Raw genomic sequence first — 24,191 nt, 5'->3', positions numbered from 1 at the left:
GAATCCGCGCAGTGGCATTGAACTATCGTGACTTGGCGATGATTTACGGGCGATACTTCCCCGATGCCCCGGACGGACTGATCCCCGTATCTGACGCTGTCGGCGAGGTCGTTGCGTTGGGGCCTGAGGTAACACGATTCAGCGCCGGGGACCGAGTACTGAACGTCTTCAACCCCAAATGGTTTGCCGGACCCTACCCAGGCACCCTGCAGCATGAGTACGGGACCGCGGTCGACGGATGGTTGACCGAATACAAGGTTGTTTCCGAGGAAAGCCTGGAGTTGGCGCCCTCCGCACTGAACGATGCGCAGGCGGCAACGTTGTCCTGTGCTGGCGTGACGGCCTGGACCGCGCTGACCGGGCCGAATCCCATCACCGCCACCGATACCATCCTCACGCAGGGGACCGGCGGAGTCTCACTGTTTGCAGTCCAGATCGCAAAAGCTATCGGCGCCAAGGTAATTTCCACTACTTCAACACCAGAAAAGGCGGAATTACTACGCACCCTGGGCGCCGATGAAGTACTCAACTACCTGGACAACCCTCAGTGGTCCACCGCCGTGCGCTCTGCTACCGGCGGTCGCGGAGTCGATCGCATCATCGAAGTGGGCGGAGCAGCGACGATGCGCGAGTCTCTCAGATGTGGCCACGACGCCACCGAGATCGACTTGATCGGGTTTCTCGGTCAAGGAAACTGGGGTCTGCAGTTCGCTGAGTTCTTCGACGGATCATACGAATGGATTCGACGGATACGCGTTGGCAGCAGGCAAGACACTCGCTCATTCCTGAAGCTACTCCAGGTCAACACATTCAAACCCGTGATCGACTCGACGTTCGCCTTCGAAGGATTCGCAGAAGCGTTTCATCGACTGGACAACCGCACCAACATTGGCAAGGTGATCATCGCCATGCCGTAAATCCTCCCGATGGTCAACAATCGGCAGGGTTCACAGTCGACAACAACCTAAAGTGGGCGGGTCAATTCTTGAGACCCACAGAGGGTCAATTTTTGAGAGACCGTTGACACGGAGTCTTCAAGATCGACGACCACCGCGATGCGGTCAGTCGAGGTAATTCGTTCGACGTCACCGATGCCGCACGCGAGCTCAAGGTCAGGATGGGCTGTGACCGCGGCGCGGTAGTGCACGAGACAGCCGGCCGACTCTGCCGGGGAAGTCACCCTGCCCGGCGACCGGGGAGGCGGTTTGATTCTGGACCGCTGTTTGGCGACAGTGAAGTCGTGGCTGATGGTTTCACGGTGCGAGCGTTATCCATCGAAGGTGAGCGGGTGCGTTTACGCAAGGCACGCGACAGTGACGCCGACGGGTTCATTGAGACCCAGGTCGATGAGCGGGTACGTCGCTTTCTTGGTGGTCCGCGCCTTGAACGCGATGTCAGAGCCGCTTTTGGGGCCGCAGGTGCTGCGGCACTGCTATCTGGCGCAGGTTGTTACGTGGTGGCACTCAAGGACTCCGATGACATGTTGGGCACGATGGTGCTCAATCGGCATGCGCTCGAGGTTCCAGGCCTCCTCGAAAAGGGAGGCGACGAGTTGGAGTTGGCGTATGTGTTCCGGCGGCATGCGTGGGGTCAGGGCTACGCCTTCGAGTCTGCGCGCATGCTGCTGAAGTGCGCCGCGTCGGAGCTCCCCGATCAACCGGTCGTGGTCGTCACTCAAACTGCCAATCATGCGTCGCTACGCCTCGCGGATCGGCTGGGGTTCAACGTCGTTGGTACTTTCGAGCAGTGGGGATCTGAGCAGACGTTGGCGACTGCCCGTCTGCACGCGTTCAAGGATGGGTGAGCGAAGCAAGGTCGACGCGTGAATTGCGGGTGAGTGAGATCAACGGGACGACCCCTGGCCGGCCTGCATTTTGCGGCTCGCAACGGGGGCATCTCTGAAGCAGGTAAACATGGGCATCGAGATCATGTGGTGACGTCGACGGAAGGCCTGGGTGCGTCGAAGAAGGTGCGCAGAGCGGCTTCGTCTCCGTCGATGTCGACGAGGGCGCGGATATCGTCGAGGGCCAGAACGCCGGCCGAGAGTCCAAGCACAAGTGCCCCGTCGGCGGTGAGCGTGGCGTCGAGCTTCCGGCCGTCGGGTCGGCTGACCTCGACGCCGGCAGCAGTTGCTTGGAGTTGGACCACCACGCCGTCAACCGCGACTCCCACGGCCACGTCCTGACGGGCAGGCACACGGCCTTCGAACAGCGCGGGGAGTGCCACGAAAAGCCCTGTGGCGCGGAAGTCGTCTCCTTCGGGTCCCCGAATCATCAGCGGTGTCGACCAGCGGATCAGCCCATTGATCGGCTGGCGCAACTGGGCACCCCATGGAGTGAGCGCGTAGGTGATCGCGCTGCTGTCCTCGGACAAGCGCCGCTCGATGACACCGGCGGTTTCCAGGTCGCGCAGCCGGTCGGTCAGCAGGTTGGTCGCGATGCCCGACAGGCCTTCGCGTAGCTCGCCGTAGCGCGCGGGCCCGATCAGGAGTTCGCGGACGATCAGCAGATTCCATCGGTCGCCCACGACATCCAGGGCTCGTGCGAGTCCGCAGTATTGGCCGTAGTCTCGACTCATTCCTACCTACTTGCTATTTTAAAGTTCGCTTGATTATATCATCTTAAGGGGGTGGACATGACCGTCAGGGAACGACCCGCGTGGGTGGACGACGAATTGTTCCCGTTCGAAAGTCGATTCATCGACATCGACGGGCACCGCGTGCACTACGTCGACGAAGGATCAGGACACACGTTGCTGTTCCTGCACGGCAACCCAACCTGGTCGTTTCTGTGGCGCGACACGATCCGTGCGCTTCGAGATGATTTCCGATGTATTGCCCTGGACTATCCCGGTTTCGGGCTGTCCACGCCGAAGCCCGGTTACCGGTACCTGCCCGAAGAACACGTCGACGTGGTCACCGGACTGGTGGACGTACTCGGATTAGAGGCCCTTACCTTGGTCGGGCAGGACTGGGGAGGCCCGATCGGCCTGGCGGCCGCGCTGCGACGACCGGGCACTGTCGAGCGCCTGGTGCTGGCCAATACGTGGGCATGGCCCGTCAACGGCGATCTCTACTACGAAGCCTTTTCGCGTATCGGCGGCAGCCTTCCGACGCGGTTCCTGGTTCAACGCTTCAACCTTTTAGTCAACGTGTTCATCCCGACAGGCCATCGAAGACGAAAGCCGACGGCACAGGAGATGGCGCACTACCGATTGGCTCTGGGCACGCCTGAGCGACGACAGGCCTGCGCCGTACTTCCCGGTCGAATCCTGGAGAGTCGCGGGCTTCTCGCTGAGGTCGAGGCCGGCCTTGTCGACCTCGCGCACCTGCCGACGCTGATCGTGTGGGGTGATGCCGACATAGCTTTCCGCGCGCAGGAGCGTCGGCGGCTGCAAGCCGCGTTCCCTGCGCACGAGACCGTCGTCGTCGCAGGCGCCGGCACGTACGTGGAGTCCGATGCCCCGGCAGAGTTTGTCGCAGCGATCCGCCGATGGCACAGCCCATCGGGGGCGTAGTGGCCCACGACGAGGCCGAATCAGTGCAGATCGCGTTCGGACTCGCCATCGACCATCCCGAATCCCTAGCCGGCGTACAGCATTCATTGTGCTACTCCGCTGCCGGTCGAGTGATTCAACACCGGCGTGCGACGGATGTGGCGTTGCGTAACTCCTGGCTCGAGTAATGCGGCGCACTACCAGCAAGATTCGACCAGACGGTTCAGTCCCGCAGGTACATCGAGGCCGGAGAGGATCGCCCGGAGTACGAAGCCGCGGACGTTCCTTCGGCATCCCGCCACCGAATACTAGATGCTCGTCAAGAGCGCGCCTGCGCTATTGAGTGAGGTGGCGCCAACGTTGACGCCGAGAAACAACATCGATCTGTTGCCGGTGACGTTGGCGTTGCGTCTTGCTAGGGCGCGCCGAACGGCGATACGGAATTGGTGCGGCACGTTGACCGGCAGAATGTCGGTGGTGCGTGCGAAGGTGCAGGAATGACCACTTTCGTCATCGATGCGCCGGTAGCCATCGACCTTGCCCGCGGTGGAGTGACGATTCCAGCTCAGCACAGCCTCACGGCTCCCACGCTGCTGCGATCGCAGGTGCTTGCGCTGGTGTACGGAGCGGCGCGGCGCGGCGAGATCGATGAACGGGCGGGTCGCAAAATCCTCAACGATATTCGAAGGCTGCGGATTCGGTTCCTCGGCGACCGATCGCTGGAGGACCACGCATGGCGGGTAGCCGCCAAGCTGAATTGGCCCGACATCGGTCAAGCCGAATACATCGCGCTGACCCAACTGCAGGCTGACGCGTTGGTTACCTCAGACGACGAACTCGCGTCTGCGGCGAGGGAATTCGTCACGACGGCATCCATGGACGATATCCTGCGGCCGTAGATCAACGACCAGATTCAACTCGATCGACTCTGGCGTACGGCGAAGCAGGTCTTCGGGATGGCGCGCGCGGTGTACTGCGTCTTCCCCTCGTCAGAACGCCGAGCCGTTCAGCACGGTGAAGTTTCCACTGATGTCGGTCGCGATCACGAACTTGCCGTCCGCGCTCACCGCCACTTGCTGGTAGTCGCTGCCTGAGTTGTTGATGGTGATGTTGGTGGCGACCGGTGTCGGGTGGGCCACCCGCGTGTCGATGACGTACAGCGCGCCATGGGTGACGACGAAAGCGCGAGTTCCGTCCGCTGTTGTCGCAACGGAGTGCGCGAGGTCACCCAAGCTGAAATAGGTGACTGTCGGTGTGGCCGTGGTGGTGTCGATCATGGCGAGTGTGTTCACGTTGTCGTGCTGGGTGACGAAGGCCCGGCTGCCGTTCTGGCTCAGTGCCATGAAGCCGACGTTGTCGTAGGAGTCGAAATAGCCGGGAACCTGGACCACGGTCGGGCTCGACCCGGTGGTCTTGATGATCGACACGGTTCCGTTCCCGCTGTAGACCACGGCGGTCGAGCCATCGGCACTCACCTTGATCGCCTTCGGTCCGCCCGCGACAGCGACCGTCTGTATTCCACCCGACTTGTCGACGATCGACACGGTGTTGGCCGAGGAGTTGGTGATGAAAGCGCGGCTGCCGGTACTGCTTACCGCCACCGCTCCCGGATTTCCACCGACGACAACGGTCTTCACGACGGGGGTTTTGCCGCTGTTGTCGATGATGGAGACCGTACCGCTGGAGGTGTTGGCCACGTAGGCGGTGCGACCGTCGGCGCTGGTCCCGACACCGGTCGGATTGCCACCGACGGCGATGGTCGTCACGATCGGGGCAATGGCAGTGTTGAAGATGAGCGAGACTGTGCCACTTGAGGAATTGGTGACATAGGCGGTGCCGCCATCGGAGCTGACGGCCACGCCCGTCGGGTTGCTGCCGACGCTCACCGTGGTGATTGTCGGTGTCGGCGCCGACCGGGTGTCGATGATCTTCAGTTGACCGTTGGCGATGACGTAGGCGTAGTTGGCGTTGCCGCTCACTGCGAGGTTGCCCGGCGTGGATCCCAGGCCGACCGAAGAGGTGGAGCCGTAGTGATAGCTGCTTCCGGCGACGATGCCGACGCTGGTGAAGGCCTGTTGCATGGCCGTCATCTGCTTGGTGGTGAAGCCCATCGACTTGGCCGTGGCGAGCACGGCGAACCGGGCATCGACGAAGGTGGCCCCGGGGGACAGGTTGTACAGCGACTTGTAGAACAGTGTCGCCCATTTGTCGCGGGTGACGCCGGTGGTGCCGGCGTCGGTCATCATCTTCTCGGCGGCGAAGCTGAAGATGGTGCTGTCGTCGTAATAGTTGTCGCTGGTGTGGAATTCGCTGTAGTTTTCGTGGTTCTCACCGTAGATCTGGTGATGTGTGACGCCGTCGACGACGCCGGTGTGAGGGTTGAAGGCGAGTGACGGGTCGGCCGTGTAGCGGATTCCGCAACCGAAACTGCTTGACCGGTAAGAGCATCCGGAGATGTCTTCGCCGATGATGTAGCGGTCCGCACCGGTCTTGCCTTCGATGAGGCTGCCCAGAATATCGGCATAGGCCTCGCTGAGCGCCTTGGATTCGAAGCTCGGTCCCAGGCCTGCGCCGGCGCCCACGATCGATCTGACGACGGCGTGGGTGTATTCGTGTGCGGCGATGTCGAGCGCGGCTTCTGAACCGTCGCTGAACACCAGTTGCACGTAGAGCTTGTTCTGCTTGTCTTGCAGGACCGCGCTCCATGCCAGGATGTCGAGACGGTCGACGACGGCGACTCTGATCGGCATGTTGTCGAAGCCGTTGAATCCGAGTGCGTATTTGTAGTAGTCGTAGATGGTTTCGATGTTGGCGTGCGCGGAGATGGTCGACGATATCCAGTTGCCGGGTGCACCGCGCACGATGTCGAGATCGAGGGTGCCTTTGGCGTCCGCCTTCTGCAGGGCGTCATAGGTGTGCGAACCGTACGTCGTGATGTTGCGCGACGTATCGATGAGTCGGTAACTCAAGGTGCCCGCCGGCAGGCTGGCGTCGTGAACGACTTTGAGGATCCGCCGCTTGCCGAGCTCATCGTTGGCGTACATGCTGGCGGCGACGTCGGCACCGTCGAATGGGTCTTCGACGGTGAGGATCGTCGACGCGTGCGCTCCGCTGGCGGCGATGTAGTACGTCTGGTCAACGTAGGGAAGGTCGGGGCCGTCCTCCGCGAACGCCTGGGCGTTGGTCACTGCGACCTGCCAGGCCAGGGTCGGGGGCAGGCTGGCATCCACGGCGTAGATGACCAGTCCGGTGTGGTAGGTCAGGGATGCCGCGAGGGCGGCCGTGGTGGCGGCGTCGAGTTGGTTGCCGAGACCGCTGAGGATGGCGGCTTTGACGACGTCGTTGGCCTGGGTGGCCACGTTGATCCCAGCGGCTGGGGTGGTGTTGGTGGTGGATACCGCGGAGTCGAAGGTGCTGAAGACTCCCGTGACGTGTCCATCGGCATCAGTGGACAGGGTGATCTGGTTGCCCAGTACGGGGACGCCGTTGACCGTCTGAGTCAGCCGGTAGTAGGTCTGGGCGGCTTCGCCTGTGGCGGAGATGGTTTGGCTGGTGATGTTTACGGCGGTAGCGAACCCGGGTGGGGCGCCGAGTAACTTGGCGACCTGGTTGAGTGCGGCGGCGGCATCGGCGCTGCTGTGCACGACGGTCCCGGTGAAGGCGCCGTAGATGGTGCGCACGGTACCGTCATAATTCTCGCTGACGTCGACATCGCCACTGGCGATGAGGTCTTTGAGTTCGGCGGCCTGCAGCGTTCCGCCGGCCGCCGGCGCCAGGGCGAGAACGGGTGCGGCGATGTCGACGGGCGCGCCGTCCTGGCCGTCGGAGGCGTTGATCGTGAATCCGACGGTATCGGCGCCCGGTGTGGACCAGGCGTGCAGCCGCGTTCGGGTGGTCGGGGTGAAGGTGAAGGCACCTGTGCCGGCATTCAGCGTGACGGTGCCGACGGCCGGATCCATGCCGGCATCCAGGCTGTAGGTCAGCGCGCTGCCGTCGGTGTCGGTGACGTGAACGTGGCCGCTCACCGTTCCCGTGGTGTTGTCCACGGTGATGTCATACGGTGATCCGTCGGCCACGGGCACCCGGTTGCCGGTGGCGGCGGGCACGATGCCGACTTTCACGGTGGTGACGGTCTGGCCGCCGTACGCGTCGACCACGGTGACGCTGAAGGAGTCGGTCTTGGCTGCAGTGGTGGCTTTCGCGGCGCCGGCAGCTTCGCGGGCCGCAGCAGTGGGGGTGTAGGTGAAGGTGTTGTCGGCGTTGACGACAACGGTGCCTTTCGGCGTCGTCGGCGCGGCGTGCAGGCTGACGGTGTCGCCGTCGAGGTCGGTGGCGGTGATCGTGCCGCTGACCCGGCCGGTGACCGGATTGGTCGATAGGTTGCTGGCTTTGGCATTGGTCGGTGCAGCGTTCTTGGCACCGACGGTGACGGTGACGGGAATGGTGATGGTCTCACCGCGCCCGTCGGAAGCGGTGATGGTGAAGGAATCCGATTTGTCGGATGCGGGGGCGCCGAGCGCTGCTGCGGCGTGGCGGGCCTCGGCGCTGGGAGTGAAGGTGAAGGTTCCCTTCGCGTTGACCACGACGATGCCCTTACCGGTCACCGATGTGCCGCTGTAGGTGAGGGTGTCGCGATCGGTGTCGCCGGCGATCACGGTTCCGGTGACCACCCCGGAACTTCTGTTGGGTGCGCCGACCTTGACCGTGCTGAGGGTCGGGGCGTGGTTAGGGGTGAGCAATACCTTGACCGTCGTGGTGGTGCTGGCACCGAATCCGTCTGACACGGTGACGGTGAAGGTGTCGGCCTTGCTGGCGGCGCTGGCCGTCGGGGTGATGGCGGCGGCACGGGCCGCGTCGGTCGGGGTGTAGGTGAAGGTGCCGTCGGCGTAGAGGTTGACGGTGCCCTTGGACGGCGGCGTGGAGGTGAACGCGAGGATGTCGGCGTCGCTGTCGGTGGCATCGATGGCACCGGTGATCACCCCGGTGTCATTGTTGGTGTTGAGGATGGTGGCCTTGGCGCCCGCGGGTGCGCTGTTCCTGGGGCTGATGGTGACGGTGATCGGGACATCGATGACGCCGCCATGGTTGTCGCTGACCGTGATGGTGAAGTGATCGGCTTTGTCGGCGGCCGTGGCGTCGAGTGCTGCGGCGGCATGCCGGGCCGCGGCGGTCGGGGTGTAGGTGAAGCCACCCTTCGCGGTGACGGTCACGTTGCCTTTGGCTGCGGTGCTGACGGTGAAGGTCAGGGTGTCTTTGTCCTGGTCGGTCACGGTGACGGCACCGGTGACCACCCCGGTGGTCGAATTCGGCTTGCCGACAGTGTGTTTCTCGGTGGGGTCGGCGTTGGTGGGCACGATGTCGACGGTGATGTCGCGGTAGAGGATGCCGCGCCGGCCGTCGTCGACGCTGATGGTGAAGGTGTCGGTGGTGGCTCCGCTTCCGGCGGCGGCGTGTCGCGCCGCGGCGGTAGGGGTGTAGGTGAAAGTGCCGTCGGCGTTGAGTGTGACGGTGCCGTTGACAGGTTTGGTTGCGGTATAGGTGAGCGGGTCACCGTCGGGGTCGGTGACGGTGAGGCTGCCGGCGACCGTACCGCTGGCGGTCGGCGTGAGGATCGTCTGTGCATCGAGGCTGGGGAACAGGTTGGGTGGAGTCAGTGAGATGAATTGCAGCCCAGCGCTGGTGAGGGTGTAGGCCTGTTGCCCGTCCGGGGAGAGCACGAAGGTCGGGGAGCTGCCCTGGTAATTCGGGTCGGCGGTGAAGTCGCTGTACTGGGTGAAGGTGGCGGCGTCGAAGGAGGAGACGTGTCCGTCGTCCGACTTGACCAGCAGCAAGGAGCCATCTTTGGTCAGCGTGAGGGCATTCGGCGTCACGCCGACGTCGGTTGACCCCACGACGCGGTACTTGCCGGTCTCTACGACATACACAGTGGAATCTGAGCCTGCGACATACAGTTTGGAGGCGTCCGGGCTGACGGTGATCGCGGTGGCGTGTTCGCCCACTCCGCTGATGAGCGTGCCCTTGCCGGCGTTCGAGGCGAAGACGTACACCGCATTGGGTGCGGGGGTGCTCTGATTATTGAGTCCATAGGACACCACGTAGATCTTCTTGCCATCAGGGGCGACCGTGAGGGTGAGCGGGCCGACGCCGACGTTGGTGACGGTGCCGGTCACCTTGTAGCTGCTGGTGGAGATCTTGCTGATGGTGCCGCCCACTGGATTGCCGTTCTTGTCCAGGGCGGGACTGCCGTCGGCGTTCACCGACGCTGATCCGACGTAGGCGGTCTTGCCGTCGACACCGATGGCCACCGAGAGCGGCTGTTTCCCGGCCAGGGTGAGCGTGCGACTGATGGTGCCGGTGGCGGTGTCGATCACCAAGACTTTGTTATCCGTGTAGGACGCGGCGAACAGTTGCTTGCCGTCAGGGGTGACGGCGATACCGGCCACGCCGGCAGGCACGGTGATGGAGGCCAGTGTGGTGCCGTGAATGGTGTCGATGACCGCGATGGACGAACCGGCCGGGTTGCTCACGTAGGCCCGGGTGTTGGTGACGGCGATACCCCAAGGCGTGGATCCGGTTCCGATGTTGCCCGCGCCCGTGATGTGGATGGGGTCGATCGGGATGCTGACCTGCACCGGCACGGTGGTTTTACCGTCGGAGACGGTGACGGTGAAGCCGGCCGTGGTGGCGGTCGAGTCCAGGCCGGCCAGGACCCGCTGCGCGACGGTGGGGGTGTAGGTGAAGGTGCCGGTGGTCTTGTTGAACGTCAATGTGCCGCCGGTAGGCCCACTGATCAGGCTGTAGGTGAGTTTCTTGCCGGTGGCGTCGGTGACGGTGCCGGTCACCGCTCCGGTGACGGGATTGGGCGCGCCGAGGATGGGGGCCGGGATGGCGCGCGGCGCGCCGGTGGCGACCGAGATGACCTGCAGCATGCCATCATCGGCGAGGTAGGTGAGTTCTTTGCCGTCCGGGGACAGCGCGGCCGCGGGGTAGTAGCCGACCGTGCTCACCCCGGCCGCCACGACGCTGATCGGAGTGAAGGCGCCGGAGGTGGTTTCGTAGACGACGACGGCATTGAGGTCGGTGTTGACGGCCAACAGCACTGATCCATCGCCGTTCAAGGTGATACTTCCCAGTGCGCCATCGGAATTGGAGAAGCTGGTGAGCAGGTTGTCGGTCGCGGTGTTGAACACCAGGACCGAGCCGGCATCGACATCGTTGACATAGAGCCGTTTGCCGTCCGGACTGACCGCCGATTCCACGTAGTAGATCCCCTGCGTGACGAGGGTGGCGGTTTTGGCCGAGCCGGTGAAGGTGAACAGGGCGCTGGGGGCGGCATCACCCTCCTGGGCGGGCGCCAGATCGGTGATGACGTAGACCTTCTTGCTGTCCGGGGTGACGACCAGACTGTAGAAGGAGGTGACGTCGAAATTGTCGTCGAACACGACGGTGGCGCCGGGCAGTGCCACCGAGCCGGTCACCTTGTCGGTGGCGGTGGCGATCTTGGTGACCGTCGCGACGGGGGTGGCGCCGGTCTCGTCATCGGTCAACGCGTACAGCGTCTTTCCGTCCGGGCTGACGGTTATCAGGTCGTAGTAGCGGTCCGGGGTCTGGATGTAGGAGGTGATGGCATTGGTGGCGGTGTTGACGACGGTGATGGCGTCGAGCTCTGCCGTCGCGACATAGAGCTTCTTGCCGTCAGGAGTCAGGGCGGTGCCGACGGCTTGGCTGTCCAGGGTGATCGAGCCGATCACGGTGTGGTGCTGGGTGTCGATGACGGTGATGGTGTTGTCGCCGGTGTTGCTCACGTAGGCACGGGTATTGGACACCACCAGCCCTGACCCGCTACCACCGATGTGGAAGGCGCCGGCGTCGGCGATCGATACCGTCGAGATGGGAACATTGAGTTCGGCGTTGGTGGTGTTCACGCCGTCAGAGACGGCCACCGTGAAACCGATAGTGGTCGGGCCGGTGCCCAAGCCTGCCAGTATCCGCTGCGCGGCGGTGGGGGTGTAGGTGAACGCGGCGGTCTTGGTGTCGAACGACAATCCGGCCGGGGCGGGACCGACGACCGCGTAGGTCAGCTTCTGCTTCTCGGGGTCGGTTGCGGTGATCTTCCCGGTCACCGCGCCGGTATCGGAATTGGGTGTGCTCACTGTGGTCGTGACGGCAGGCGGCAGATTCACTGGTGGTGCAACGGCATTGGAGACCGATGTTGTCATCGGCTGCGAGGTCAGGGTCTGCGCCATCAACGGTGCCTCGTTCCCGGTGTCCGAACCGATCTCGCGGCGCGCGGCCGCCAGTAGCACCCATTCGGCCGGGTTCTGCACCGGCACATCGGTGCCGGGCGTCGCCGATGGCCCCGACACCGTCGCAACCGCGGCTCCGCTCGCGTCGGCACTCGCCGACGCCTTCACCTCAGGGGTCGGATCCGGTGTCACCGTCTGGATGGACACCGTGCTGTCGGTGGGCGAGGTGCTGTTCGATGGCTTGGGGGCAAGCGTGGTGTGGCGGGTGGGAGCGGCATCGGCGCTCGGTTCAGGCTTGGGCGGCGCCGATGCGATATCGGGCGTCGACACCCTGAGCGAGGTGGTCGCCGGAGTGTGCGCCGGCTTACGCTTGGGCGCTCGTGCTGGGGTGATCTTGGACCCAGTCGCGGGCGAGCTCGCCGACTTCGGTGCGGAACCGGCCGGCTCCGTCGGTTCCGACGTGCCAGATGTGGTGGTCGCCGCGGTACCGGAATCCTTCGATTCCCCGGTGACCGGCGCGCCGCCGGGGGTCTCGGAATGCGTGCCGGCGGGCGAGCTCGAGGACGTCGAGTCGGTGTCGCCGGGATCAGCCCACGCCACCCCGGGGACAGACGCGACCGCCGTCCCGATCCCGAGGGCTACTGCCAGCGCGCCGACACGGCCGATGTACCTGGAAGATCCCATGACGCCACCCCTCTTGGCGAGCGCGGTGTGACGCGCCGCCCCCAAGGGGAAGCAGCGGCAAGCCGGCCCCGACTTTCACAACGTTTATGAGTCAGGAGCACCGGCTGTGCATTGCTTGGGTATCACCTGATAACCCGCCGAACATAGCAGAGAAAATACGGATGTATTGGGCCAAATCACGTGCAGAATCCGATTGCCGAACTCGCAGCGGCCTGCGTGTAATCCGTTCGTATGACACGCAATGAGTTCGCATGGGACTGGTGCCACCGGCGCGGGGAACCGATGTCACGCAGACGCGAAACCTGCCACCACGGCCGAGCAGAACGCCGGAAGATCCTGCGGGGAGCGGCTGGAGATCAGATTGCCGTCGATGACGACCTCCCGGTCGACCACGTTGGCGCCGGCGTTCACCAGATCGGTGCGCGGGCCGGCATACGACGTCAGCGTCCGGCCCTTGGCGACACCCGCCTCGATCAGGGTCCACGGGGCATGGCAGATCGCGGCGACGGGCTTGCCCGAGGCCACGAAATCGCGCACGAAGCGCACCACGTTGTCGTCGCTGCGCAGTTTGTCGGCGTTGACGGTGCCACCGGGAATCAACAGCGCGTCGAACTGCTCCGGGTCGGCGTCGGCGACCAGACCGTCCACGGCGGAATCGCCCGCGGGTTCCAGATCATGGTCGCGCAGCGAGATCGAGCCGGCCTGCAGGGACAACAGCTGCGTCGAGGCGCCTTCGGCCTCCACGGCAGCGCGGGGCTCGAGCAGTTCGCGCGGCTCGACAGATACGTCATGACGATTCGGCGTCGGCGCGTTCCTCCTGCAGCCGATCCTTACTGCGGAGCAGCCGCAGCAGCGTCACCAGCAGCAGGCCGCCCACCACATTGCCCACCACCGTGTAACCGAACCAGCGCAACCAATCGACGTAGGAGAACGTGGTGTCGCCGGTGATCAGTGCGCCGAAGATGAGCAACGAATCCAGGATGGAGTGGAACATCTGCAGACCGGCAAGCAGGAATGCACCCGCAACCGCGGCGGCGATCTTGCCGAAGATGGCATCTGTGCCGTGCTGCATCCGGGTCATCAGGGTGATGACCATCCCGCCGAGCAGGGACAGCGTCACCGTCTCGGCCGACAGGGGAGCGGCCAGGTAATGCGTCGCCGATTCCACCGCCTGGCCGTGCAGTTTCGGAAACGCCGTCATGATCAGCCACATCAGCACCCATCCACCGACGAGGTTGGCGCTCAACGTGCCGCCCCACAACTTCAGCAGCTGACCCACGCTGGCGCGCTTGGCGGCCACCGTGGTGACCGGCACCAGAAACCCTTCGGTGAACAATTCGCTACGGCCCAGCAGCAGGGCCAGGAAGCCGATCGAGAAGGCCAGGCCTGCCAGCAGCGGGTCGTGGGTGGCAGCGAGCACCGACAGGTAGGCGAGCACTCCCATCGCCACCTCGGTGCCGCCGAAGAAACCCGTGACCAGCACCTCACGCCAGGTGCGGTGCAGTCGCTGGGTGCCTTCGTCGATCATCCTGGTGAAGGCGTCCTCAAGCTCGTCTTCGATAGGACTGTCGGATTCGCCGAGATCGCGTTGCGTCGTCTGTCTCACGTCGAATCCTTAGGCTGGGGGCGGAGGGCAGAAGGGTTGAATACCCGTCCGATGCCCCGATACAAACGCAGGCTCGCCGCGTCGCTGCGGCGCAGAGGAGGGACCACCGGTGACACGGGCGACGAATGACGGCCAAAACGAGGTGCGGCTGGGGATCGTGTTCCGCCCGCAGATCGGGCCCGAGCACCTCGCCGCGGCCGCACGCGCGGCCGATCAGGCCGGACTCGACGAACTGTGGCTGTGGGAGGACTGCTTCCTGGCCGGCGGTATTTCGAGCGCGGCTATTGCGTTGTCGCACAGCGCGAAACTGACCGTCGGGGTCGGGGTACTGCCGATACCCATGCGTAATGTCGCGGTCACCGCGATGGAGATCGCCACGCTCGCGCGGGCCTTCCCGGGTCGGGTCCGGATCGGCGTGGGCCACGGTGTGCAGGACTGGATGGCGCAGATCGGCGAGCGGGTCGACTCGCCGATGACGCTTTTGCGCGAATACCTGACCTGCCTCACCGCCCTGCTGCGCGGCGAGCGGGTGTCCTTCTCCGGCCGCTACGTCCAGCTCGACGACGTGGCCCTGGATTGGCCGCCCATTTCGGACACCGAAGTGCTGGCCGCCGCGACCGGACCGAAAACCCTGCGTCTCAGTGGGGAATTGGCCTCGGGAACGGTGATCACCGGTGGCACCACCCCGGAGGCGTTGCGTGCCGCCGTCACCCAGATAGGGGCGGGTCGTGACCTGCGCCCCGCACCCGTCCCGCACGCGGTGGTCGCCTACGTGCTGTGTGCGACCGGAACGACCGCACACGAGGAACTGTCCGCGGAGATTGCCCATTGGGGCCTGGACCCGGCCGAGGACGTGGGCATCGCGGGGGATGCCGGCGTGGTGGCGGCCGGTGTGGCGCGCTGGGTACGGGCCGGAGCGGACACCGTGGTGTTGCAACCGAGCGCCGGGACCGACGTGGCGGAGTTTGCCCGATTCGTGGGGCAAGACGTCGCCGCCGCTGTTCGGCAGCGCTGATCCGGCTAGGAAGACGGGTGAATGTGGTCCCACCGGAGGCGGACCCGCGTGCCGGCGGGGGTGGCCTCGATCGCGGCGCTGTCGGTGAGCGCATTCATCAGCGTGACGCCACGGCCGCGCGCCGGATCAGCTTGAGCGGCACGGTCTTTGGTGCGCCAAGCGCCTTCGTCGGAAACCGTCACCGTCAGAACTGCCAGCGTCGGGTCGTACACGGCGCGGGTGTGCATCACCCCCGGTGACGCGGCGTCGCGGTACGCGAACTCGGCCGCGTTGGCCAGGGCCTCGTTGACGGCGAGCAGGACGTCACTGGACTTCACCGGGCCCAGACTCAGGTATCGGGCCAGCCAGCTCGAGAATTCGTCACGGATGACAGCCGCTTGACGCGGTGTCGCATCGACCCCGAGCCTGGAAAAGGTTGGGCCGGATTGTTGTTGGTCTGCCATGTCACCGTGATGACTACCCGATCGCGGCTGGTTCTACGCAGTGACGGCGCGCAGGGCGTCATCCAGGGTGGCGAATACGTCGATGACCTCGGAGATGCCGATCAGTTTCATCGGCCGGCTGGTCGCCGGCCCGTCGGCCACGACAGCGAATCGTATCGCCGGGGTGAGGTCGCCGTGTGCGGCCACCAACAGCCCCATGCCGACCGACGCGAGAAAATCCACCGACCCGAGGTCGACCACGACGGCCCGCGGAGCAGTCCGAGCGGCGGCGGCGATGGCCGTCTCCAGGGTGGCGGCGGTGAGCGTGTCCACCGTCCCGGCGACCGACACCACACTCACCTCACCCAGCCTGCGTTCTTCGACGGTGCAGCCGGCTGCCGCACTCTCGTTGCCGATGGCCGGGTCCGGCTGGCTGGTCATCATTACCTCGCAGTTGTTCGATCTGGTCGGACGATCGCCACATGCTACCTGGGGCGCTGACCTGCACCGGGCATCCCGAGGGCGAGCAGCGCCACATCATCCTGGACGCCGAAATCCGGCCGGGTGCTTGCCACGGCGAAGGCCAGCCTCCACGATCAACCGGTGAGCACCACACCTGTCGACGCGGCCACCGGCCTACGGGACCTGATCGCCGCCGAAGCGGCCGACTCGGAGCGGCTGCGCACCCTGACGGCCCCGGTGGTCGAGGCGCTGTGGAGTACCGGCCTGATGACGGCGTTCAACCCTGCCGAGGCCGGGGGCGTCGAGCCATCGTTCGCCGACATGATCGAGACCTGGCTGGAAATGGCTTGGCAGGATGGCTCATTCGGCTGGGTCGGGATCGCGAACCTGCCGTCGTCGTTCGCCGCCGCCAGCTATCTACCGCAGGATGGTTTCGCCGAGGTGTTCACCACGCACGACAATCAGGTGACCATGGGCGGGCAGTTCGCGCCCAACGGGCAGGGCACCGTCATCGACGGCGGCTACCGGCTCACCGGATCCTGGAATTTCGGTTCCGGCACCGGACACGCCGCCTATATCGCCGCCGGTTTCATCCCGATGCAGGACGGCCAGATCCGCTGGGTCAGCGACGGTGTGCCCGAACTGCTGGTCGCGGTGCTGCCCCGGGAGCAGGTCGGTTTCACCGACGGCTGGCACGTGCAGGGGCTCAAAGGCACGGGATCCTACGACTACCACGTCACCGATCTGTTTGTCCCCGAACACCGCACGTTCGCACTGTTCAGCCGTGACCCGTTGCGCGGCAGCAGTGCGGCCGGTCGGATGGGCATGATGCCGGTGACCGCGGCCGGGCATGCCGCGTGGGCGCTCGGCGTGTCCAAGAGCATGCTCGATGACGTGCAGTCGCTGGCCGCCACCAAGTTCCGGATGTCCGACATGGCTTCGCTGGCCAGCCGGGAAACCTTTCAGAAGGCGCTGGCCCACCATGTGGCGGCATGGCGGGCGGCCCGGCTGCTGGTGCTGGACACCTTCGGCGCAGTCGAGGCCGAGGTCGACGCCGGCGCCGAGCTGACGCCGACGATGCGAGCGGACATGCGGGTGGCCGCGGTGTACGCGACGACGGTGGCCAAGGAGGCCGCCGAATGGGCGCATCTGGCCGCCGGTACCACTGCGATCCGGGAGGGCAGCCGGCTGGAGCGGGCGTTCCGCGACATCTACACCGGCACCCAGCACGCCTTCATCAGCGAGAAAGTGGCCATCGACGCCGCCCAGGTATGGCTGGGCGTCATCGATGACCACTTCGGGCTATAGCGCGCCGGCGCTCAGTCCTCCTTGCGGATCAGCCTGCCCAGTGCCGCGCGGTCGCTGGTCAACAGCTCGTCGATGCGGGCCTGGTTGACGTCGGCGACGATGATCTCGCCGACCTCCTGATAGACGTTGCTGAAGATGCCGTGCTTCTTCATCTTCTCGGTCTGGTAGACGTTGTCGTCGGTGGGTGTCACGTAGTAGACGATCTCCGGCTTGAACCGGTGGATCAGCCACAGGTGGATCACGTCCATCAGCCGCTTCTTGCGTAGCTTCTCGGCGTAGGTGTTCTGGTCGCGCACCGTCAGGATGTTGCGGCCGTGCCGGTCCTTGATGGGGTCGACCACCACATCGGCAAGTTTTTCGTCGCCGTCGCCGTAGATGCCGAGTTCCAGCACGTCGGAACCGGCGCGGCGGGGACGCAACTGCACCCGTAGCGTCTCGCCGAGCTGGTAGTGCTCGCCCCACAGCGCCAGCCACTCCTCGAGCAGCTTCTTGGGCACCTCGGTCTGCACCAGATGCTGATGCTGAGTGGAACCCTTGCCCATGGACTTGGTGGTGGCGGTCCGGCCTGACGACGCGGCCAACGCGGCGTCGCTGCGCGGTCCGCCGACCAGCGTTTGCGGTGTGCGATAAGGGGACTCGACCAACCTCATCTTGCGCTGCAACCGGGCCAGGGCGAGCATGCCGTCCTGGCGCAGGGCGGTGGCGAATTCCTCGGCCGCCACGCCGTCGATCTGGTGCCCGCCGTAGGTCATGAAGTTGAAGACGAACCCGAGCTTGCCGATCTCCTCGGGGAAGGCTCGCATCTCGTCGTCGGTCATCCCGGTGGTGTCCCAGTTGAACGACGGCGACAAGTTGTAGGCCAGCATCTTGTCCGGGTACACGGCGTGGACGGCATCCGCGAACTCCTTGGCATCGGCCAGATCCGCGGTCTTCGTCTCCATCCAGAGGATGTCGGCGAACGGCGCGGCGGCCAGTGACTTGGCGATGGCGTAGGGAATGCCGCCACGAATCTGGTAGTAGCCCTCCGGGGTCTTCACCCGCTCGGGATCCCAGACCACATCGGCGCCGAGTTCCTTGGCCTTAGCGCGGGCCACATACAACGAGGCGGTCTTGGCGAACTTGCGCCATTCCTTGGCGGTGGTGGCCGGCGGCTCACCTTCGCGTTCCCGGAACTCCAGCAGTTCGGCCACGGCGTCGCCGTAGGTCTGCAATCCGGCGTCGTTCTGCCAGGCATCGACGAACGCGGACTCGACCCCGTCGAACAACTTGTCCAACGATTGGCGCGGGTTGTCCTTCCACGACGCGGCGGCATCGGCGACCAGGCGCAGGATGCCCTGTTGGTCCAGCCACGCCTCGGCGGTGGCGTACTCACCGTCGGGCAGCGCATAGAGCTTGTGGCCGTTGAGTTCGGTGACGCCCAAGTCGTAGAAGCGCCGGGTGAGCGCGAGGAAACAGGACTTGTACGGCGGGATCTTGACGTTGGTGACGCCCAGCAGGAATGGCTGATCGCGCTCGTCGGCGCGGCTGTCGATCAGGTTGGCCGCTTCGGCGTCGGTGCGGGCGACGATGATGCCCGGCACCCGCATGATGTCGAGCTGGAAGCGGGCGGTGTTGAGCCGCTTGATCTGTTCGTCCGAGGGCACCAGCACCTTGCCGCCCTGGTGGCCGCATTTCTTGGTACCGGGACGCTGATCCTCGATGTGGTAGCCGGGGACGCCGGCCTCGACGAAACGACGGATCAGGTTGCGCACGTGCGGATCACCGCCATGGCCGGTGTCCGCGTCGGCGATGATGAACGGCCGGTAATCGACCTCGGGCGTCGCACTGCGTTGTTCGGGGGTCATCTGCAGGCGCAGGTAGTGCTGGTTGCGGTCGGCGGTCAGCAACGCGCGCACCAGCCCGGCCGCCTCGTCGGGCACCTGGCTCAGCGGATAGCTGGCCAGATCGGGTCCGGGGTCCTCGCTGATGGACCCCTTCGCCGAGGTGGCCCAGCCGCCCAGATAGATGCCCTTGATGCCCATCCGTTTCATCACCACGGCTTGGCCGGGGGAGTAGGGGCCGAAGGTGGTGATGCTCTTCTTCTGGGAGTACAACTCACGCAGCAGCGGGAAGAAGGCGGTGGCGGCCTCCCGGGCGACGGGATAGTCCGCCGGGATGGTGCCGCGCTGCTCGGCAACCTGACGGGCCGAGTACAGCCGGGTGATGCCCTCGAAACGCGGGCTGTCGAAATAAGCCTGGGTGGCGGCGACGTCGTCGTCGAATGCCGAGGTGGAACTGACGTTGTTTTCGATCGCGGTCATATCGTGCGCTCCTCGTCGAGCTCGGGTCTGAATCCATCATTGCCGCCCGAGCGGGCCGTCGGACCGGGTTCGCTGAATTCCCTGCGGAGTCTGGATCACGCGTACCCGGGTCCCGGTTACCCGTCCAACATAGGAGGGCTCAGCTGGCCCTGGACTGCCGGGCGGGCTCGGCCAGGCCCAGGTGGTCGCGCAGGGTGGTGCCCGCGTAGTCGGTGCGAAAGACGCCGCGTTCCTGCAGCAGCGGCACCACCTGGTCGACGAACGGGTCCAGCCCGCTGGGTGTCACGTGCGGGACCAGGATGAACCCGTCGCTGGCATCCGACTGCACCAGATGGTTGATCGACTCCGCGACGGTGGCCGGTGAGCCCACGAAATTCTGCCGTCCGGTCACCTCGACGATGAGCTCGCGGGTGCTGAGGTTCTCGGCCTCGGCCTTGGCCCGCCATTCGTTGGCGACCGCGATCGGGTCCCGGTGCATGCGCACACTGGCCCGGCCCTTGGCGATGGTGTTCTCCCCGACCAATGGGTCGACCGTGGGCAGCGGGCCATCCGGGTCGTGATCGGACAGATCGCGGTTCCACAATTGCTCGAGGAATTTGATCGCGGTGGCGGGGGAGACCTGAGCCAGCCGCACGTCGTGAGCGATGTCGGCAGCCTCGGCGTCGGTGTCGCCGAGTACGAACGTGGCCGCGGGCAGGATGAGCAACTGGTCATGGCGCCGGCCGTACTTGGCCAGCCGGCCCTTCACGTCGGTGTAGAACGCCTGCCCGTCCGCCAGGGTGCCGTGCCGGGAGAAGATGGCATCGGCGGATGACGCGGCGAACTCGCGGCCATGATCGGAGTCGCCGGCCTGGAAGATCACCGGCCTGCCCTGCGGGCTGCGCGGCACGTTGAATCGCCCGCTGATATCGAAATGCTGGTCCTGATAGGAGAATGCGCCGGCCTGGGGATCGGACAGGAACACCCCGCGTTCCTTGTCCGCGACGATCTCGTCGCCGCGCCACGCGTCGAACAGCGTGTGGGCCGCGGTCAGGAAGCTCTCCGCTCGCGAATACCGCTGATCCTCGGCGAGATAGCCGCCGCGGCGGAAGTTCTCACCGGTGAAGGCATCCCAGGAGGTGACGACGTTCCAGGCGGCACGCCCCTCGGACAGATGATCCAGCGACGCGAATTGCCTTGCCACCTCGTAAGGTTCGTTGAAGGTGGAGTTGATGGTGCCGGTCAAACCCAGCCGCTCGGTCACCGCGGCCAGCGCGGCCAGCACGGTGAAGGTGTCCGGCCGGCCCACCACGTCCAGGTCGTAGATCTGACCGCCCTGCTCGCGCAGTCGCAGCCCTTCGGCCAGGAACAGGAAGTCGAATTTGCCCCGCTCGGCGGTCTGCGCGAAATGCGCGAACGAACTGAACTCGATGTGGCTGCCCGACGCCGGGTCGCTCCACACGGTGGTGTTGTTCACGCCGGGGAAGTGGGCAGCCAGGTGAATCTGCTTGACGGGTTTGGTCATCACTGAACTCCTGCGTACCGATTGGTGGGGCGGGACAGGCCGAGCAGGTCACGCAACGTGCTGCCGTGATAGTCGTCACGGAACACGCCGCGCCGGCGAAGCTCTGGCACCAATGCGTCGGTGATCTGTTCCAGATCGTGCGGCAGGGTGGCGGGACGCAGCCGGAACCCGGCCGCACCGGCCGCGTGCCACTGCTGCAGGAGGTCGGCCAACTCGGCCGCGGTGCCCACGAATATCTCGGCGTCACTGCGGTATTCGCCGCCGAGCCGCTCATCCAGACGCGCCTTGCGGGCACCCGCGGCGTCGGCGGTATCGGCGAGGAACACCACCAGATCGGCGAACACCCGCACCGGGGCAAGCCCGGCGGGGCGCTGTGCGGCGATGGTGCCGACCAGTGCGGTGGTCTCCTCGGCGCTGTGCGGGGTGACGAAACCGATGTCGGCGCCTTCGGCGATGAGCCGGTACACCGGGTCGACGTGTCCGAGTGCGGCGACGATCGGCTGCCCCTGCGGGGGGCGCGGGGTGATGGACGGGCCCTTCACCGAGAAGTGCTTGCCCTCGAAATCGATGTAGTGCAACTTGTTCCGGTCGATGAACCGCCCGGTGGCGACGTCACGGATCTCCGCGTCGTCCTCCCAGCTGTCCCAGAGCCGGCGCAGCACCTCGATGTAGTCGGCGGCCTCGCCGATCAGGTCTTCGGTGAGGGCGGTGGAGCGCTCACCGATCGCGCGCCGGCCGAAGTGCCCGGCCGCCTCGGGGCCCGCGGAGATCTGCACCCGTACACCGGCCCGGCCGGTGCTGACGTAGTCCAGCGTGGCGATGGCCTTGGACAGGTGGAACGGTTCGGTGTGGGTGGCGATCGCGGTGGGGATCAGCCCGATGTGACGGGTGATGGGGGCCACCCGGGATGCGATGAGTACCGCGTCGAGTCGGCCGCGCACCCGGTCGGTGCGTTCATCGGAACGCCAGGGATGGTCGGACTGCATGGCCAGGCCGTCCTCGATGGTGACCAGATCAAGGCGGCCACGTTCGGCGGTGCCCACCAGGTCGGCCCAGTACCGGGGCTTGAGCAGGTCGGCTGCGCGGGCTTCGGGTTCACGCCAGGCGGCCGGATGCCATCCGGTGCCGTCCAGGGCGACGGCGAGATGGATGAGGTCGGGATCGGGCATGGAGTCTCGCTTTCCTACGCGGTTCTCACCGACAACGTGCGCGTCGCGGTCACCATTCCGCGGTACGTGCAACCGGCCGGTCCAGTGTCCGGCGTTGTGCTGTGCGTTCAAGAGATCGGCGCACGGTGATGCCAAGTGATCGAGCAGGCGAGATCAGGCGGCGCCACCGCCGGCGGCGGCGATCACATCGTCGAGCACGGCACGGGAGGCCGCCAGCTCCCGCATCGCCTTGTCCAGCTTGTCGCGCTCGGCATTGAGTTCGGTGACCAGCCGCGGGGTCGCCTGCGGCGCCGGGCCGCCGTCGGTGTCGCGCATGCACGGCAACAGGCCGGCGATGGTTGCGCTACGCAGCCCGGCGGCGAACAGCTCCTGGATGTGGATCACCCGGTCGACCGCCGATTCGGCATATTCGCGCTGCCCACTCGGCGTCCTGCCGGCGGCCAGCAGACCCTGCTGCTCGTAGTAGCGCAACGACCGCTCGCTCACCCCGGTCCGGCGGGCCAACTCCCCAATTCGCATACGGCCGTTATACCGAAACGGGCTTGCGCCTGACATCGGTGTCAGCCCTTACCGTGCCGCCATGACCACAGTTCCGTTCGATTACCACCCCATCACCGAGCGCCCGCCGTTGTCCTGGCCCGATGGCGCCCGGGTCGCGGTGTACCTCGGCCTCAACATCGAGTACTTCCACCCGGGACGCCCGTCCACCAGCATCTGGCCCGGCACCGCCGAGCTCACCCCCGATGCGCTGAACCACGGCTGGCGCGACTACGGGGCCCGGGTCGGAATCTGGCGCACCATCGACGCCCTGGACCGGTACGACATTCGCGCCAGTGCCCTGCTCAACTCCGATGTCGTTGCCCACCATCGGCAGATCGTGTCAGCGGGCGTGGAACGCGAATGGGCCTGGCTGGCGCACGGGCAGACGAACTCCGCACTGCACACCGGGCTTGCGGTCGATGAGGAACGGCGAATCCTCGCCGAGATCACCGCCACCATCGGCGGCGCGACGGGCCACCCGCCGCGCGGCTGGATGGGGCCTGGCCTGACCGAGACAGCCCACACCCCGGCGCTGCTGGCCGAACTGGGCTATCAGTATGTGCTGGACTGGACCAACGACGACCAGCCCTACCCGCTGACCGTGCCGGGCATGCTCAGCGTGCCCTATTCCGTCGAGCTCAACGATCTGCTGATCTTCGGAAAGGGTTACACCGGAGCCGAATTCGTTCAGATGGTGATGGACCAGTACGAGCAGTTGCACCGCGACGCAGGCACCGGCGGGCGGGTGCTGGCGCTGGCGCTGCACCCGTTTGTGATCGGTCAGCCGTTCCGGCACAAATACTTCGAGCAGGCGCTGGAGTTTCTCGCAGGCGCCCCGGACGTGTGGCTGACCACCAGCGACGAGATCGCCGCGTGGTACCGGGAACAGGTGCGCGTCGACCCGGAGGTCACTTCGCCGAACAGGTGATGAGCGGGCCAGCTACGCTTCGCCAATGGCAGATACCGACAAGTCGCGAGGTTATTCGGCTTTGCGGGCAGGCGTATATGGGTTGGGTCTTGCATGCCTGTTGGGCGCCGGGGCCCTGGGCATCTATAGCGCTGTGGCGGTCAAGCCCGATTGCGCAGGGTTCTACACGTGTGTCCGCGTGGTCGATCGCACCAACTTGTTGGGCTGGACCGTCACCGCGGTGGCTGTCGCCGTGTTCGTGGTGTTACTACTGCTGAGGTCGGTGGTGAGAGTTGTACCCGGCTGGCTGCCATGGCTCATCCGCGCAGGACTCGGGCTCGTAGCGATCGGGCTGGCTGCCTGCTACCAGGTGACCCGATTCGCCTCATTGCGAAGCGCCATGATGGAAGTCATGCACGTTCCACCGTCCATGTGGACCGCCAGCGCCGCCGTCTGGCTCGCGGTGCCGGGTCTGGCTTTGACGGCCGTGGGTTTCACCAACACGGCGGCCAGACGCAACTGACCCTGCGGGT

Annotated in this window: 19 protein-coding genes; 9 read left to right on the top strand and 10 right to left on the bottom strand. The window is 65.5% G+C overall.

Annotation, left to right across the window (positions count from 1 at the left end; all coding sequences use genetic code 11):
* Positions 1 to 11: 11 nt before the first annotated feature.
* Both ACXPWS_RS18975 and ACXPWS_RS18970 read left to right on the top strand, forming a co-directional pair.
* Positions 12 to 917, top strand: coding sequence for a zinc-dependent alcohol dehydrogenase family protein (locus ACXPWS_RS18975; protein WP_458708145.1), 906 nt, complete (start codon positions 12 to 14; stop codon positions 915 to 917).
* Between the two features lie 323 nt (positions 918 to 1,240).
* Positions 1,241 to 1,804, top strand: a complete 564-nt coding sequence (locus ACXPWS_RS18970; protein WP_458708144.1) for a GNAT family N-acetyltransferase — start codon at positions 1,241 to 1,243, stop codon at positions 1,802 to 1,804.
* 122 nt (positions 1,805 to 1,926) lie between these two features.
* Here ACXPWS_RS18970 and ACXPWS_RS18965 read toward each other — a convergent pair whose 3' ends face one another.
* A complete protein-coding gene (locus ACXPWS_RS18965) occupies positions 1,927 to 2,577 on the bottom strand; it encodes a winged helix-turn-helix transcriptional regulator (RefSeq protein WP_458708143.1) in 651 nt (216 codons plus the stop codon).
* Between the two features lie 57 nt (positions 2,578 to 2,634).
* Between ACXPWS_RS18965 and ACXPWS_RS18960 the strand changes: the two genes are divergently transcribed.
* A complete protein-coding gene (locus ACXPWS_RS18960; RefSeq protein WP_458708142.1) occupies positions 2,635 to 3,516 on the top strand; it encodes an alpha/beta fold hydrolase in 882 nt (293 codons plus the stop codon).
* A gap of 476 nt (positions 3,517 to 3,992) precedes the next feature.
* Positions 3,993 to 4,394, top strand: a complete 402-nt coding sequence (locus tag ACXPWS_RS18955) for a type II toxin-antitoxin system VapC family toxin (protein ID WP_458708141.1) — start codon at positions 3,993 to 3,995, stop codon at positions 4,392 to 4,394.
* Between the two features lie 90 nt (positions 4,395 to 4,484).
* Here ACXPWS_RS18955 and ACXPWS_RS18950 read toward each other — a convergent pair whose 3' ends face one another.
* Positions 4,485 to 11,648: an Ig-like domain-containing protein gene (locus tag ACXPWS_RS18950; protein ID WP_458708140.1), complete on the bottom strand. Its 7,164-nt coding sequence runs from the start codon at positions 11,646 to 11,648 to the stop codon at positions 4,485 to 4,487.
* Between the two features lie 46 nt (positions 11,649 to 11,694).
* On the opposite strand from ACXPWS_RS18950, the gene ACXPWS_RS18945 reads away from it, so the two are divergent.
* The gene (locus tag ACXPWS_RS18945) at positions 11,695 to 12,456 is read left to right on the top strand and encodes a hypothetical protein (protein ID WP_458708139.1); all 762 of its coding nucleotides are present in this window, start codon (positions 11,695 to 11,697) and stop codon (positions 12,454 to 12,456) included.
* 254 nt (positions 12,457 to 12,710) lie between these two features.
* On the opposite strand, the gene ACXPWS_RS18940 is transcribed toward ACXPWS_RS18945, so the two are convergent.
* Both ACXPWS_RS18940 and ACXPWS_RS18935 read right to left on the bottom strand, forming a co-directional pair.
* On the bottom strand, positions 12,711 to 13,253 hold the full coding sequence (locus tag ACXPWS_RS18940) for a type 1 glutamine amidotransferase domain-containing protein (protein WP_458713598.1): 543 nt from the start codon (positions 13,251 to 13,253) through the stop codon (positions 12,711 to 12,713).
* Positions 13,213 to 14,031: a formate/nitrite transporter family protein gene (locus ACXPWS_RS18935; protein WP_458708138.1), complete on the bottom strand. Its 819-nt coding sequence runs from the start codon at positions 14,029 to 14,031 to the stop codon at positions 13,213 to 13,215. Before ACXPWS_RS18935 ends, ACXPWS_RS18940 begins: the two co-directional genes overlap by 41 nt.
* A 109-nt stretch (positions 14,032 to 14,140) precedes the next feature.
* Between ACXPWS_RS18935 and ACXPWS_RS18930 the strand changes: the two genes are divergently transcribed.
* Complete coding sequence (locus ACXPWS_RS18930; RefSeq protein ID WP_458708137.1) at positions 14,141 to 15,046, top strand: LLM class flavin-dependent oxidoreductase; 906 nt, start codon at positions 14,141 to 14,143, stop codon at positions 15,044 to 15,046.
* Between the two features lie 5 nt (positions 15,047 to 15,051).
* On the opposite strand, the gene ACXPWS_RS18925 is transcribed toward ACXPWS_RS18930, so the two are convergent.
* Both ACXPWS_RS18925 and ACXPWS_RS18920 read right to left on the bottom strand, forming a co-directional pair.
* On the bottom strand, positions 15,052 to 15,489 hold the full coding sequence (locus ACXPWS_RS18925; RefSeq protein ID WP_458708136.1) for an ATP-binding protein: 438 nt from the start codon (positions 15,487 to 15,489) through the stop codon (positions 15,052 to 15,054).
* Positions 15,490 to 15,522: 33 nt separating this feature from the next.
* Positions 15,523 to 15,909 (bottom strand): STAS domain-containing protein, encoded by a 387-nt coding sequence (locus tag ACXPWS_RS18920; protein ID WP_458708135.1) that lies wholly within the window; start codon positions 15,907 to 15,909, stop codon positions 15,523 to 15,525.
* 162 nt (positions 15,910 to 16,071) lie between these two features.
* On the opposite strand from ACXPWS_RS18920, the gene ACXPWS_RS18915 reads away from it, so the two are divergent.
* Complete coding sequence (locus ACXPWS_RS18915) at positions 16,072 to 17,238, top strand: acyl-CoA dehydrogenase family protein (RefSeq protein ID WP_458708134.1); 1,167 nt, start codon at positions 16,072 to 16,074, stop codon at positions 17,236 to 17,238.
* 11 nt (positions 17,239 to 17,249) lie between these two features.
* Here ACXPWS_RS18915 and aceA read toward each other — a convergent pair whose 3' ends face one another.
* From aceA to ACXPWS_RS18895, 4 genes are all read right to left on the bottom strand, one after another.
* Positions 17,250 to 19,538, bottom strand: coding sequence for an isocitrate lyase ICL2 (gene aceA / locus ACXPWS_RS18910; protein ID WP_458708133.1), 2,289 nt, complete (start codon positions 19,536 to 19,538; stop codon positions 17,250 to 17,252).
* Between the two features lie 139 nt (positions 19,539 to 19,677).
* Complete coding sequence (locus ACXPWS_RS18905) at positions 19,678 to 21,042, bottom strand: NtaA/DmoA family FMN-dependent monooxygenase (RefSeq protein WP_458708132.1); 1,365 nt, start codon at positions 21,040 to 21,042, stop codon at positions 19,678 to 19,680.
* Positions 21,042 to 22,211: an LLM class flavin-dependent oxidoreductase gene (locus tag ACXPWS_RS18900; protein ID WP_458708131.1), complete on the bottom strand. Its 1,170-nt coding sequence runs from the start codon at positions 22,209 to 22,211 to the stop codon at positions 21,042 to 21,044. The genes ACXPWS_RS18905 and ACXPWS_RS18900 overlap by 1 nt, the downstream gene beginning before the upstream one ends.
* A 153-nt stretch (positions 22,212 to 22,364) precedes the next feature.
* On the bottom strand, positions 22,365 to 22,730 hold the full coding sequence (locus ACXPWS_RS18895; protein WP_458708130.1) for a MerR family transcriptional regulator: 366 nt from the start codon (positions 22,728 to 22,730) through the stop codon (positions 22,365 to 22,367).
* 61 nt (positions 22,731 to 22,791) lie between these two features.
* Between ACXPWS_RS18895 and ACXPWS_RS18890 the strand changes: the two genes are divergently transcribed.
* The gene (locus ACXPWS_RS18890) at positions 22,792 to 23,679 is read left to right on the top strand and encodes a polysaccharide deacetylase family protein (protein WP_458708129.1); all 888 of its coding nucleotides are present in this window, start codon (positions 22,792 to 22,794) and stop codon (positions 23,677 to 23,679) included.
* A gap of 25 nt (positions 23,680 to 23,704) precedes the next feature.
* A complete protein-coding gene (locus ACXPWS_RS18885; RefSeq protein WP_458708128.1) occupies positions 23,705 to 24,181 on the top strand; it encodes a hypothetical protein in 477 nt (158 codons plus the stop codon).
* The last annotated feature ends 10 nt before the right edge of the window (positions 24,182 to 24,191 follow it).

The sequence above is a fragment of the Mycobacterium sp. BMJ-28 genome, assembly GCF_054404835.1.
Note: the sequence above shows the minus strand (reverse complement) of the source record. Positions and strands in the feature narration are given on the sequence as shown.